The sequence below is a fragment of the Roseinatronobacter bogoriensis DSM 18756 genome, assembly GCF_004366635.1.
In the GTDB taxonomy this organism is placed as follows: Bacteria; Pseudomonadota; Alphaproteobacteria; order Rhodobacterales; family Rhodobacteraceae; genus Roseinatronobacter; species Roseinatronobacter bogoriensis.
On the sequence record NZ_SORN01000001.1, the window covers coordinates 994,182 to 1,007,313 of the forward strand.

The following is a 13,132-nucleotide window of genomic DNA, read 5'->3' on the forward strand; positions in this document are numbered from 1 at the left end:
CGCCTAGGCTTTCAGGACTGCCAGCGCCTCTGCCAGATCCAGCTTGCCATCATAAAGCGCGCGCCCGGAAATGGCGCCGTCCAGTTTTGCACCACAATCGCGCAGCGCAATCAGGTCTTCCAGCCGTGACACCCCGCCCGAGGCAATGACCGGAATCGTCACCGCGCGTGCCAGCGCTGCGGTTGCATCGACATTCGGTCCCTGCATCGCGCCGTCGCGGTTGATATCGGTATAGATGATCGCTGCGACCCCGGCATCTTCGAACTGGCGCGCCAGATCGATGACATTGACATTCGTTTCTTCAGCCCACCCCTTGGTTGCCACACGGCCTTCGCGCGCATCAATGCCCACGGCGACCTGACCGGGAAACGCGGCTGCTGCTTCGCGCACCAGCGCCGGGTTCTCGACCGCGACTGTCCCAAGGATGACACGCTGCAAACCGCGTTTCAGCCACCCTTCAATCGTCGCCATATCGCGGATCCCACCCCCAAGCTGGCAGGGGATTGTGACGGCATCCAATATGGATTCGACCGCGTGCGCATTGACCGGCGTCCCTGCGAATGCGCCATTCAGATCGACCAGATGCAACCATTCTGCGCCTTGCTGTGCAAATGCGCGACCCTGCGCGGCGGGGTCGTCGTTGAACACCGTCGCCTGGGTCATTTCACCTTTGTACAGACGCACACATTGCCCGTCTTTCAGGTCGATTGCAGGGTAGAGGATCATGAGCGTTACCTTGTTTGCCGCGATAAGTGTCTCTTATCGCGGTGCGACAGGCAGGAAAACCGCATTCTCCCTAGATTTGCCAGCTTTCTTGCGTCGCGGGCAGAGCGTTCAGACCTTACCGCCCTGAATAACGCGCAATGCAGGGCGCATTGGCGCATTCGTAACGGGCAATTCTCTGGTCAGTTGCAATGGCGTGGCCAGGTCGAAACGGCGCGGCAATTGCCCCACGGCACCTTGCCGTTCCAGCACGCCCAAAACGCGGGTTATTTTCCCTGCCGGGTCGGCAAGGGGCAGCAGCGCCAATGTTGCTGTCATTTCGGGCTGACCCATGCGCTTTGCAGACTTCAGCGACAAGGTCACACGCGCACCCAAAGCGACTTGTGCCAGCGCCTCGGACAGTTGGCCACGCGCTTCACTCATGAACAAGGCGGCAACTGGCATCCCGCGCATATCCAGCCCTTGCAGGTCTTCTATCTGGTGCCCGCAAATGCGCATCTTGGCTATTCGCGGCGTTATCATTTCCGCAAGAAAGATATGCGGCAGTGCCACGCCAAGTGCTGCGGCATCGATTGCGCTGCGTTTTGGGATAGCGCCATCCTCGCGCAGGCTGGACCAATAGGCGCAGACGCGTGAAATCATTGAATAGCTGCCAAGCCCGTCTTGTGACGGTGTTCCGGAATTTTGCAAATTCTCAGTCATTTATTTAACCTTCTTGTCTTTCGCCTTCTTGGTCGCGGTCTGGCTTGGCTTGGTTGACGGATTGCGCCGCAGGATTTACTTAGCGCGAGATCGAGCGCTCTTAACAAGGACTTAATACCTCAAATTTTGTTCGAATTCTGCGAAAATCTGCGCAATTGGTTAAGGGCCGCTCTTGATGATTTCGGGTTTTGGAAAGGAACAGCATGCATTCTATGACAGGTTATGCTGGCGGGGCTGTTTCCAAGGCCCTGAATTCTGAAATCGTTGAATGGGAATGGGACCTGCGCGCGGTAAACGGGCGCGGGCTGGATTTCAGGCTGCGCTTGCCAGAAGGGTTGGGGCGGCTGGAAAAGCCCCTGCGCGACAAGTTGTCAGCCAGGGTGGCGCGGGGCAATGTGACGCTGGGGTTGCGCCTTCGCGTGTCACAAGGACAGGCTGGGGCCAGAATCGATTCTGCCATCCTCGCAGATCTGCTGGCAGCACTGGATCAGGTTCAGGTGTCCGCTCAGGAAAAAGGCCTTTCGCTGCAAGCGCCGACAGCACTGGATCTTTTGGGGTGGCGCGGGGTTTTGGCGCAGGGGCCAGATCTGGCCGCGCTGGCCTCAGATCGTCTTGATACCCTCTTGCTGGAAGATTTCGATACAGTGTTGGATGCGTTCATGACCATGCGCCAGCGCGAGGGGCAGGCACTGGCACAGGTGCTTTCAGCGCAACTTGATGAAATCGCGCGTCTGACGCAAGCTGCGCGCGCATTGCTGGACCAGCGCGCGGCTGACATGGCTGCACATTTTCGCAAGGCACTGGCCCAAGTTCAGGACCAGAGCCGCAGTGATCCGGCCCGCATCGAACAGGAATTGGCGCTTTTGGCCGTCAAGGCGGATCTGGCCGAAGAGCTTGACCGGCTGGACGCGCATTGTGCGGCGGGGCACGCATTGGTGCTGGCAGATGAACCTGTCGGCCGGAAACTGGATTTTCTTACACAAGAATTCAACCGCGAAGCCAATACGCTGTGTTCGAAGGCCCAGCATCTGGAGATGACGCGCATCGGGCTTGACCTCAAGGCTGTGATCGACCAGATGCGCGAACAGGTTCAGAATGTGGAGTAGGGCTATGGCGCGTCGTGGTTTGCTGATTATCCTTTCATCCCCTTCAGGCGCTGGCAAATCCACACTTGCGCGCCGTCTTATGGAGTGGGACCCAACCATTCGGTTTTCGGTTTCCGCAACCACCCGCGCCCCGCGTGAAGGCGAAGTGGACGGGCGGGAATATTTTTTTACCCGGCGTGATGATTTCGAAAACATGATTGCACAGGGTGAGATGCTGGAACATGCCGAGGTGTTCGGAAACTTCTACGGTTCGCCCAAGGCGCCTGTTGACGCCGCCCTGCAAGAGGGGCGCGACATGTTGTTCGATATCGACTGGCAGGGTGGGCAACAGGTGCGCAATTCGACACTTGGCAAGGATGTCGTTTCTATTTTTGTGCTGCCCCCCTCGATTGCTGAATTGGATGCACGGCTGCGGATGCGCGGACAAGACAGCGATGATGTGATTGATGGGCGCATGCGCAAATCACGCGATGAGATCAGCCATTGGGCCGAATATGACTATGTTCTGATCAATGACGATCTGGATGCAACCGAGGCAGCGTTGCGCGGGATCGTGCAGTCAGAGCGCTTGCGGCGCGAACGTCAGACCGGGCTGAATGAATTTGTCCGTGGTTTGAACCGCGAATTCGACACGCGAGCGGCGCATAGCTGACAGCGGCGCTGATCGGTCACAGGTCGCGGGGCGGCTGTCTGTGGTCGGATATGCGCTTGCACTGGGCTAAGCGCTGGGCCAGCCTGACACCCAAAGCGAGGGTGCCAAATGATCGATACAGTCACGACACAAAAGGCGGAATTGCGCCAGCGCATGGCAAAGCTGCGCGGGCAGGCGTTCCATGAATCTGGTGCATCAGAGCGTATCGAAAGCGCGAATATGCACCTGACCCGATGGCTTGAGGCGCAACTCTCAGGCGAACTTGGGCAAGTCGTCCTGTCTGGCTATATGCCAATGCGTAGTGAGATCGACCCGATCCCGGCCATGACAGCCCATCCCGGCCCGGTTTGTGTTCCGGTGATCGTGGCAAAGGCGCAGCCGCTGGAATTTCACCGCTGGACCCCAGAGGCAGAGATGGTCGAGGGCCAGTTCAAGGCGCGGACTCCCGTTGCGCGCGAATTGCTTACGCCTCAGGTGCTGATCGTGCCCTTGCTGGCCTTTGACAGGGGCGGTTACCGGCTGGGCTATGGGGGTGGGTTTTACGACCGCACCTTGCAGGGTTTGCGCGCGCGCGGTCCGGCTCTGGCTGTCGGGTTTGCCTTTGACGAACAGGAAGTCGGGCTTGTCCCGCGCGATGCGACTGATCAGCCGCTGAATGCCATTGTCACACCGTCCGGTGTGATAGTCCCGTAGGGGTTACTCTGCCCCGACTGCGCGGCTCAGGGGGCGCTCTGCCGGTGTCTCAGTGGGTGCGATGATCGGGGTCAGCGGAAATTCTTCCTCAGGCAAACCCTCACGCGAGAGAAGTACCGCAACGGGCCTCGCCGAGGGGATATGTGAACACACGATCATCACCGCCACCATAAAGGGCACGGCAAGGAACATGCCGGGAATGCCCCAGACCGCGCCCCAGAAGGCCAGCGAAATGATGATCCCGAAGGAGGACAGGCGCAAGGTCTTGCCCATCAGCATTGGGTCGATGACATTACCCAGCATGAATTGGGTCATGCCCGCAATCACGAAAATAAGCACGGCGGTCTGGGGTTCGGGCACCTGAATATAGGCCACCAGCGTCACGATCAGCGTCGCAATGATAGACCCGACCGAGGGGATGTAATTCAGCACAAAGGTCAGAAGACCCATTGCTGCGGCGAATTGCAGGTTGAACACGCTAAGCAGCAGGAAGATGGCAAAGCCCGTGACTGATGAGATCAGCGTTTTCACTAGCAGATAGCGGTTCACCCGCCGGATGATTGACCCGATAATCGCGCTGACCCTGCGCGCCTGCGCCTCATCCGCCATCAGCTTCTCAAGTTTGGTTCCGAACCAGACCCGTTCGGCGAAAAGAAAGCCCACGAACAGGATAATCAGCACAACCTGAGACAAGATCGTCCCTGCCTGACCGGCAGCAGAGCGTAAATAGCTGGAAATTTCGATGCTGCGCACGGTCTGAAGGACCGATTGTTCCACATCTTCGCCCATCCAGCTGAATATCTGGGCAATCGCACGCTGGGCGTCATCGGTATAGGACAGGGTGGTGCTTAGAACAGTGTTCAACTGCGATATCACAAGCCCAGCCATCGTCAGCAGGCTGGAAGCGATCAGAAACACCGCAGCGATTGAAGCAACCCAATTGGCAATGCGGAACGGGCCAATGCGCAGTTTGGAGATAGAGTTGATCGCGTCAGACGTGAGCGAGAACAAGATGATAGCAATCGCCAAAGCGATCAGGATGAACTTGGCCTGCACCAGCAAGAACAGCACGACTGCAAAGGCGATGATCCCCATCAACCATGTCTGTAGACGGAACTTTTCCGTGAAAGTCAGACGCGCAACAGCGCTGAGTGGTGCGGATCGGTTCTCTTCAGGCATGGCGCGTTAGATCTCGTGATGGCTCTGGCATATACAATACTATGGTCCGCAGCACCTGTCCGCACAAGTCCATGCGCAGCATTTTGAAGGGTTTTCATGCAGAACCTTTGTCGCGGCACCGCCCTATTGACCGGCACGCAGGATATAGGCCGCAATCGCATCCAGTTCGGATTTCTCCAGATTTTGCAAGCTTCGGACAACAGGTGCCATCGAGCCGCCGACAACATCGAAGTCAGGTGTCAGGCCCGATTCCAGATAGGCGCTGATGTCAAATGCGGTCCAGGTAAACGCATCTCCGGCGATGGGTGGAATTCTGCCCGTGCCAGATGGGTTGGGTGCGCCAAGAAACCAGCGGTCATGATCCAATGCGCCAAGCGCGTTGCGTGGCGTGTGGCATTCGGCGCAATGCGCAAGCGCTTCGGACAGGTAGCGCCCGCGCTCTTCTTCGGCACTCAACTCTCCTGTCACAACCCAGTCGTCGCGCAGGAACAGGGTTTTCCACAGCCCGACACTGCGACGGATGTTGAAGGGAAAGCGCAGATCATGCGGCTGCGATGGGGTCGCATCCGCCGGCAGGGTCATCATAAAGGCATAGAGATGCGCGAAATCCTGAGGGTCTGCGCGGGTATAGCTGGTATAAGGGAAGGCCGGATAGTAATGCGCCCCATCCGGTGAGACACCTTGCATGACCGCGTTGATGAATTCTTCTGCTGTCCAGTTGCCGATGCCGTGTTCTGGGTCAGGGCTGATGTTCGGGGCAACGAATGTGCCAAAATCCGACGCGAATTCGCGCCCGCCTGACAGGACAAGCGGGTCTGCATCGCGTTCGGGCGCAACATGGCAAGAGCTACAGCCGGACGCGTGAAAGATCGCCTCGCCTTGCGCGGCGTCCCCTGACAGGCTGGATAGGGTGGTGGCATCGAGTAGCTTGGGAGCGCTGAGCGCCCATAACGCGGTGCCGCCGATCACACCAATGGCGGCCACACCCAAAAGCAAATTCCGCATTTTTCACCCGATCTGATTGCGCCAGCCCGAGGTCGGGCTGGCAAGATGCGAAGGAACGGGCTTAGCTGGCCTCGTCCCGATAGGCTTCGTGGCATGCCTGACAGGCCTGTCCAACGGGGCCAAATCCTGCGCGCATGGCATCCAGCCCATCACCCGCAACGGATTGCAGATTCTCCGCTGCATCCTGCAATGCTGAAAATTTCATCACAAAATCATCCAGATCGTCCCAGATGGCGGGATTCGCGCGTGTCCCGTCCACACTCATCGAATCAGTCCCCTCTGGCCACAGGCGGCTTTGGTCGTGGCGGGTCAGATGGAACAGGTTATCTGCGGCGGTCTGGGCCATGTCTGCATCATAATCCATGCGGCCCTGCGCCATGCCCCCAAGCAAGCCAAAGTTATGCACGTATAGCTTGAACTGCCCCTGGCGCTGTTCGATGGCAGGGTTTTCATCTGCAAGCGCTGGAAGTGCCACGGCCAAGCTGAGTGCAGCGCTTCCCAAAAGTGTTCTGAATGTCATATGATATTCTCCTTGTTGCATATCTTGGCACGCTAGCGCCTTCGAAGGGAAATTCATATTCACGGGCGCGTTATCAATGCTTTAGATGAAACTCACCTTTCCGATATAGGGCAGGTTGCGGTTTCGTTGGGCATAATCGATGCCATATCCCACCACGAATTCATCAGGTATTTCGAACCCGGTCCATGTGGCCTTGATATCGACTTCGCGCCGCGAAGGTTTGTCCAGAAGCGCGCAGACTTCCAGCCTTGCAGGGTTGCGCGCGATCAGCATCTGCACAACATGGCTTAGTGTGAAGCCGGTATCGACAATATCCTCGACGACCAGCACATCGCGGCCCGCGATCTTGCCGCTGAGATCTTTCAGGATGCGCACTTCGCGAGAGGATTGTGTTGCGTTGCCGTAACTTGACGCTTCCAGAAAATCGACTTCGACAGGAAGGTCAATCTCGCGCACAAGATCCGCGATAAACACGAAAGATCCGCGCAGCAAACCCACAACCACCAGCTTTTCTGTGCCTGCAAAAGAGCGTGAAATCTCTCTTGCAAGCTCTTCCACTCTTGCGGCAATCTGTTTCGCACTGATCATCTTGTCGATGACATAGGCATTCTGCGTCATATCAGCCCCTTGATTTTTCTCGCTGACTTTAGGACATGTGCGCGCGACAGGAAAGAGTGGACCATGCCCAGCCATCACGAATATCGCCACATGCCCTATAGCGCAGAACAGATCTATGATCTGGTTGCCGATGTCGCGCGATACCCGGAATTTCTGCCTTGGACGGCGGCGGCCCGCATCCGTTCGCGCAAGCCCATCGAGGGTGGCGAAGAGATCGAGGCGGATCTGGTGATTTCCTTCAAGGTGTTCCGTGAACGCTTTGGCAGCCGGGTGAAACTATATCCGGATCAGGGCAAGATCGACACCGCCTATCTGGATGGCCCTTTCAAATACATGCTGTCCCATTGGCATATCAAACCCGCACAAGATGCCGGTTGCATTGTGGATTTCCATGTGGATTTCGAGTTTCGCAACCCGGTCTTGCAAAAGCTGATTGGTGTGGTCTTCGATCAGGCCATGCGGCGCGTCGTCGGTGCGTTCGAGGCCCGTGCAAAGGCCCTTTACGGCTGAGGGGGCGGCGGATTTTCGAGTGCGCCCAGCATCATGCCTATGGCATGTGCAACGGTCGCCGCGCGGACTTGTGCGCGCCCGATTGCCCCGAATTCAACCGTTTGCGTCCGGGTGCCCGCTGCATGGGCTAAGCCAAAGCAAACGCGCCCCTCTGGCTTGAATTCGGACCCGCCTGGACCGGCGATTCCGGTCACGGCAATGGTCAGACCCGCGTCGGCGCGCTCTAACGCACCTTGCGCCATTTCGGCAGCCACTTCTTCCGACACGGCCCCATATTTTTGCAAACTCGCCACGCTGACCCCCAGCATCTCTTGCTTGGCGCGGTTTGAATAAGTCACAAAGCCACGATCCACGACATCAGATGATCCCGCAATATCCGTCAGCGCGGCTATGATCAGCCCGCCTGTGCAGCTTTCTGCGGTTGCGATCGTAATCCCACGCTCGCGGGCCGCCTGAAGCAATTGCGCCGCGCTCATACCCCCATCACGCCATGTGCGATCACGGCAAAGACGGCCACGACCATTGCCGCAAGCGCCCCCGCGATAATGTCGTCAAGCATAACGCCAAGCGGTGTGTGCATCCGGTCCGCCAATCCGACCGGGCCGGGTTTCCAGATGTCAAAGGCGCGGAACGCGAGGAATGCGACAACCCAACCTGGCCAGAGTGCTGTGATTGGAACGCCCTGTATCATGGCCCCTAGCGAGACCGGCCACAGCGCCAGCCACATTCCGGCAACTTCGTCGATCACGATCTCTGACGGGTCGGGGTCGGACATTCCGCGCGTTTCCTGGATTGTGACCCACCAGCCAAGCAGGAACACAACCGCAGTTCCAAGCGCAAGCGCCCAGAAGCCCCCCGCCAGATGCAACCCCCACGCGACAGGCAAAGCGGCGATTGTTCCCCAAGTGCCGGGCCCGGGTCGCAACAGGCCCGCGCCGAAGAAAGTTGCTATCAGCCGTGTCGCTGTCATTGCCTTTTGCATAACATCTCCTTGCCGCGTTTAAGGCAGTCTAAATAGTTTTGCATGCCATAGCGGAAGCAGTGAAAGGTTGGAAGGGATGGGGGCGCCAAAGTGCCGGTCACAAAACGGCCAGTGTGGTGTGACTGTGCCCATGTTGGGCTTGTCCAACGGATATGCGTCATCGCGGCTCAGGGGCGATTGAAGGGTGAATTCAAGGTGAAATTGTTTTCCGTGCGTCCCTGTTCTGAAACCGACACAAGGTGCTGCAATGAGTGGGCAAGGCCCGCGTTGCGGGACATTGGAGCTATTCAGCTGCGCGGAACAAAGGCCGAAGGCCGCCGCGACTCAAAGGGCCGCCCCCACGGCACGGCGATTTGGCTGCCATCTGCGCAACGATCTGATCTTGCGCGAATTTGGCCAGCATAAAACGCTACAGATTGAATCTTGGATCGACGCACCGCGGCCCGACGCTTCTCGGCTCGTCGAAACCATCCACCGTCCGCAACGCCCTCTCGAAGGTGTCAGTTCGTATCTTTAGTCAGACGCCGAACACTATATGGCCAGCCCAAGAAAGCCTGCTACTATGGCATTTGTACTGGCAAGAGTGTACTTTGCACCGCCTGACATAAGGGAAGCACTCAGCTGGTAATCGGTGTGTCTATGCGCTTGGCGAATTTACAATCCAAATCCGATTGCAGTGACGGAGATTTCTTGCGCAGTTTTGCGCTGGTTTTCCCGATTCTGATTATGTTTGGGTTCGGAACACATGCAAGCCGCGCTCCGGCGCAAAGCTTGCAGATTTTTCTTGCAGATCAAGAGCAGCCGATCGTCAAGACAGTATCTGACCTTGTCGAACTGGGCCTGACGGACATCGCAACCTCCACCGTGTGGACACAAGACGTTGATGTCTATTCCGGGGTCTTGTTGGCTGATCTGCTGACCGAATTGGGGGTGGGACTGAACGCACGCGGCGGTTCTGTGACACTTGACGCAATGGACGGCTACTCAGCGACGATAAGCTTTGAAACCATCCTCAGTGCACGCCCGTTGCTGGCCTTTCACCGCAATCATCGGCCCATGCCTGTTCGGGCCCAAGGCCCGTTCTGGCTGATTTTCGATTATGATAGCGATGCGCGGCTGCGCACAGAAACGCATTATGCCAAAAGCGTGTGGCAAGTCGTACGCCTGAAAATCAATTTCTGACAAGATTGGGTGTCGCACAACACGCGAGAATAGCGTGTTGTGCGACATTTGAGAAATCAACCTTTTGGCCCGATCATGTCTTCCGGGCGCACCACGGCATCGAATGTTTCGGCATCGACAAAGCCAAGGCGGATCGCCTCTTCCTTCAAGGTTGTGCCGTTCTTGTGGGCAGTTTTGGCAACCATTGTCGCGTTATCATATCCGATTGTCGGGGCAAGTGCTGTCACCAGCATCAGCGACTCTTTCATCAGGCGGTCAATGCGTTCGACATTTGCCTTGGTGCCTACAACCATGTTGTCCGTGAATGATGATGCGGCATCACCCAAAAGCTGCATGCTTTGCAACACGTTATAGCTCATCATCGGGTTGTAGACATTCAATTCGAAATGTCCCTGCGACCCGGCAAATCCGACTGCTGCATCATTGCCCATGACATGCGCGCAGACCATCGTCAGCGCTTCGGCCTGCGTCGGGTTGACCTTGCCGGGCATGATTGAGGAGCCGGGCTCATTCTCCGGCAGGATCAACTCTCCCAGACCCGAACGCGGCCCTGACCCCAGAAGGCGCATGTCATTTGCAATCTTGAACAGCGATGCCGCAACGGTTTTCAGCGCACCAGAGAACATGACCATTGCATCATGCGCAGCAAGGGCTTCGAATTTGTTGGGGGCCGTGACGAAGGGCAAGCCCGTGATCTGTGCGATATGACTGGCGACATTCACATCCCAGCCCTTGCGTGTGTTCAGGCCCGTCCCGACGGCTGTGCCGCCCTGTGCCAGTTCGTAGATATGGGGCAGGCACATCTCGATACGTGCAATGCCCATCTTGACCTGATGCGCATAGCCGCCGAATTCCTGCCCCAGAGTCAAAGGGGTGGCGTCCTGTGTGTGGGTGCGCCCGATCTTGATGATATCCTTGAATTCCTCGGATTTGGCGGCAAGTGCGGCGTGAAGCTTTTGCAGACCGGGCAGCAGCACATCGCGCGCCAACATCCCGATTGCGACATGCATCGCGGTGGGGAATGTGTCATTTGACGACTGCCCCATATTGCAGTGATCATTCGGATGGACCGGATCTTTCGATCCCATCTTTCCGCCCAGTATCTCGATGGCGCGGTTCGAGATCACCTCATTGGCGTTCATGTTCGACTGCGTGCCAGATCCGGTCTGCCAGACCACAAGCGGAAAATTATCGTCGAACTTGCCTTGAAAGACTTCCTCAGCCGCCTTTGTGATCGCATCTGCCAGACGCGCATCCAGTGTGCCCTGTTCGCGATTGACCAAGGCACAGGCCCATTTGACTGCCCCGAGTGCGCGGATGATCGGCACAGGCTGGCGTTCCCAGCCAATGGGGAAATTCAGGATAGAGCGCTGTGTCTGTGCGCCCCAATATTTGTCTGCTGGTACTTCCAGCGGGCCAAAACTGTCAGTCTCTGTGCGGGTCGCGGTCATGCGTTGGGCTCCTTGGCGGCATAAATCCGATGCAGTCCTTAGCCCGTGCAAGACAGGAAATCAATCAGTATGCCGTTGCATACTGCGCTGTATGAAATTTACTTGCGAAACCTGTCAAGGCTGACAACTTCGCCAGTTTTCTCTTCCTGAGGCGCGTCTTCCATCATCGGCGCCTCTTCGTCCTCATCGTCTTCGTCGTCATATTCGTCACTATGCAATTCGAATCGCAGGCCGAATTCGACTGAGGGGTCAACGAAGGTCGAGATCGCGTCAAACGGCACATAAAGCGGTTCAGGCGCATTCCCGAAATTGAGGGTAATTGCAAAGCCATCATCATCTACAACAAGGTTTTCGAACCAATGCTGGACGACCAGCGTGATTTCTTCCGGATATCGCGCACGCAACCAATCCGCCATTTGCATGTCTGGATGGCTTGTGTCGATTGTTATGAAGAAATGATGATCGCCGGGCAGTCCGTTTTGCGCGACTGCGTCCATCACCTTGCGGATCAGCCCACGCATGGCATCATGCATAAGATTGCCGTAATCGATTCCGCGTGTCATGCGCCCTCTCTTCCTTGAGGAACAGCATAGGCGTTTCCCGGCGGAAGAAAAGCCCTGACACGACAGGTCGCATCAGTTTTCTGCACTGCGACCAAGGACGGCACTGACTGGATATGCAATTGATGAAAGTGCAGGCTTCCGCTGCAATCGGCAAATCGCAAATCTATTCAGTCAGATGCGATTTTCAGCAGATTCCGGACAGACACAGAACAGGCACAGAACGAACCGAGATACTGTAAAACAAGTGAGGCAAAACAAAACCCCTCGAGCAAGGGCAGCGCTCGAGGGGTTTGGGACGGTCAGAAAAGACCAATCAGGACGGTATATCCATACCTCAATAAGCCTTGCTGCTCAAGCGGAAAGGGCGGTCGGTTATGAGCGATACCCTCCGGATCCAGCGCGCGTCAGACCGGGCCGAGCCTGATCCGCGCCTTGTACACCGCACACATCATCGCCTAGAGTGGCTCAAGCGTGCGCTGCAAGCCGATGTTACAGACCGGGCAAAGACACTCGCAAGCGCGCTGTCGGTGAAATGGGCGAATGACCAGACCGGCCAGTGTAACCCCTCATTACGTGAAATTTGCGCCTTCCTTGGATGGAACAAGGATAAGGCGCGGCGCGCGATCGCAGATCTGATCGAGGGCGGATTACTCGAGCGCGTGGTCGGCAAAGGTCGCGGCCGAAAGTCCGGTTACATGTTTTTGGGGCCTTCCAATGTGGTGCCGTTGCCATCGTCGCAGCCGGCCTCAAAGGTCGCAGAAACGCCGCGCTATGATCCTGAAAAAAGGTCGCAAATTTGCACCAATCAGAAAGCCGATAAAGGCAGCACTGGTGCGGCTAAAAGGTCGCAAAAATGCACCCCCCTATATAAGGATGAACATACTATGGAACATACAAAGGCAGAAACCGGCTGCGCCGGTGATGATGTTTCAGAAGCTTTTGATCGATTCTGGAAAACCTATCCAAAGCCAAGAGACTTCGAAAAGTCCAAGCGGCTATTCGTTGAGGCGGTTGTTTCAGGGGTCGATCCGGTATGGATTATCTCAAGCGCAGAAAGGGTAAATGCGACGATCGGGAAGGACCGGCATTACTTCGCAAGGTCGGACAGATGGCTCGAGGAACGTCGCTGGACACAGCATCCACAGTCACGGCCCGGAAATGTGATCCAGTCATCTGAGGGCGCAGAGCTGAGAGACATTGCCTCGTTCTTTGCCTCGAAGATCAAGGAAGGTCGATATGTTGCGCC

Annotated in this window: 16 protein-coding genes; 6 read left to right on the top strand and 10 right to left on the bottom strand. The window is 56.9% G+C overall.

Annotation, left to right across the window (positions count from 1 at the left end; translation table 11 throughout):
* Positions 1-3: 3 nt before the first annotated feature.
* Complete coding sequence (gene hisA, locus EV660_RS04615; RefSeq protein WP_071481206.1) at positions 4-726, bottom strand: 1-(5-phosphoribosyl)-5-[(5-phosphoribosylamino)methylideneamino]imidazole-4-carboxamide isomerase; 723 nt, start codon at positions 724-726, stop codon at positions 4-6.
* Between the two features lie 108 nt (positions 727-834).
* A complete protein-coding gene (locus tag EV660_RS04620) occupies positions 835-1,425 on the bottom strand; it encodes a PAS domain-containing protein (RefSeq protein WP_084634948.1) in 591 nt (196 codons plus the stop codon).
* Between the two features lie 203 nt (positions 1,426-1,628).
* On the opposite strand from EV660_RS04620, the gene EV660_RS04625 reads away from it, so the two are divergent.
* The 3 genes from EV660_RS04625 (at position 1,629) to EV660_RS04635 (ending at position 3,876) form a co-directional block, all read left to right on the top strand.
* Entirely contained in the window at positions 1,629-2,531 is a 903-nt protein-coding gene (locus tag EV660_RS04625; protein WP_311638411.1) for a YicC/YloC family endoribonuclease, read from the top strand.
* 4 nt (positions 2,532-2,535) lie between these two features.
* Complete coding sequence (gene gmk / locus EV660_RS04630) at positions 2,536-3,183, top strand: guanylate kinase (RefSeq protein WP_071481203.1); 648 nt, start codon at positions 2,536-2,538, stop codon at positions 3,181-3,183.
* A 108-nt stretch (positions 3,184-3,291) separates the two neighbouring features.
* A complete protein-coding gene (locus EV660_RS04635; protein ID WP_084634946.1) occupies positions 3,292-3,876 on the top strand; it encodes a 5-formyltetrahydrofolate cyclo-ligase in 585 nt (194 codons plus the stop codon).
* Between the two features lie 3 nt (positions 3,877-3,879).
* On the opposite strand, the gene EV660_RS04640 is transcribed toward EV660_RS04635, so the two are convergent.
* The 4 genes from EV660_RS04640 to hpt form a co-directional block, all read right to left on the bottom strand.
* Positions 3,880-4,971 (bottom strand): AI-2E family transporter, encoded by a 1,092-nt coding sequence (locus EV660_RS04640; protein ID WP_084635126.1) that lies wholly within the window; start codon positions 4,969-4,971, stop codon positions 3,880-3,882.
* 207 nt (positions 4,972-5,178) lie between these two features.
* A complete protein-coding gene (locus EV660_RS04645) occupies positions 5,179-6,060 on the bottom strand; it encodes a c-type cytochrome (protein WP_071481201.1) in 882 nt (293 codons plus the stop codon).
* A 61-nt stretch (positions 6,061-6,121) separates the two neighbouring features.
* Positions 6,122-6,580, bottom strand: coding sequence for a c-type cytochrome (locus EV660_RS04650; protein ID WP_071482201.1), 459 nt, complete (start codon positions 6,578-6,580; stop codon positions 6,122-6,124).
* 81 nt (positions 6,581-6,661) lie between these two features.
* The gene (gene hpt, locus EV660_RS04655; protein ID WP_071481200.1) at positions 6,662-7,198 is read right to left on the bottom strand and encodes a hypoxanthine phosphoribosyltransferase; all 537 of its coding nucleotides are present in this window, start codon (positions 7,196-7,198) and stop codon (positions 6,662-6,664) included.
* A gap of 63 nt (positions 7,199-7,261) precedes the next feature.
* On the opposite strand from hpt, the gene EV660_RS04660 reads away from it, so the two are divergent.
* A complete protein-coding gene (locus EV660_RS04660; RefSeq protein ID WP_071481199.1) occupies positions 7,262-7,708 on the top strand; it encodes a type II toxin-antitoxin system RatA family toxin in 447 nt (148 codons plus the stop codon).
* On the opposite strand, the gene EV660_RS04665 is transcribed toward EV660_RS04660, so the two are convergent.
* Together EV660_RS04665 and EV660_RS04670 are read right to left on the bottom strand one after the other, a co-directional pair.
* Positions 7,699-8,184 (bottom strand): CinA family protein, encoded by a 486-nt coding sequence (locus tag EV660_RS04665; RefSeq protein WP_071481198.1) that lies wholly within the window; start codon positions 8,182-8,184, stop codon positions 7,699-7,701. The genes EV660_RS04660 and EV660_RS04665 overlap by 10 nt on opposite strands.
* The gene (locus EV660_RS04670; RefSeq protein WP_244927305.1) at positions 8,181-8,690 is read right to left on the bottom strand and encodes a phosphatidylglycerophosphatase A family protein; all 510 of its coding nucleotides are present in this window, start codon (positions 8,688-8,690) and stop codon (positions 8,181-8,183) included. Before EV660_RS04670 ends, EV660_RS04665 begins: the two co-directional genes overlap by 4 nt.
* 726 nt (positions 8,691-9,416) lie before the next feature.
* Between EV660_RS04670 and EV660_RS04675 the strand changes: the two genes are divergently transcribed.
* Positions 9,417-9,872 carry a putative pterin-binding protein gene (locus EV660_RS04675; RefSeq protein ID WP_134013841.1) on the top strand — a complete coding sequence of 152 codons (456 nt, stop codon included), beginning with the start codon at positions 9,417-9,419 and terminating at the stop codon, positions 9,870-9,872.
* Positions 9,873-9,928: 56 nt separating this feature from the next.
* Here the strand turns inward: EV660_RS04675 and fumC are convergent, their stop codons facing one another.
* Both fumC and EV660_RS04685 read right to left on the bottom strand, forming a co-directional pair.
* Positions 9,929-11,323, bottom strand: coding sequence for a class II fumarate hydratase (gene fumC, locus EV660_RS04680; protein WP_071481196.1), 1,395 nt, complete (start codon positions 11,321-11,323; stop codon positions 9,929-9,931).
* Positions 11,324-11,421: 98 nt separating this feature from the next.
* Positions 11,422-11,886, bottom strand: a complete 465-nt coding sequence (locus EV660_RS04685; RefSeq protein ID WP_071481195.1) for an SspB family protein — start codon at positions 11,884-11,886, stop codon at positions 11,422-11,424.
* Positions 11,887-12,260: 374 nt separating this feature from the next.
* Here EV660_RS04685 and EV660_RS04690 point away from each other — a divergent pair.
* Positions 12,261-13,132, top strand: an 872-nt coding sequence (locus EV660_RS04690; RefSeq protein ID WP_134047581.1) for a helix-turn-helix domain-containing protein, incomplete at its 3' end; no start/stop codon positions are given.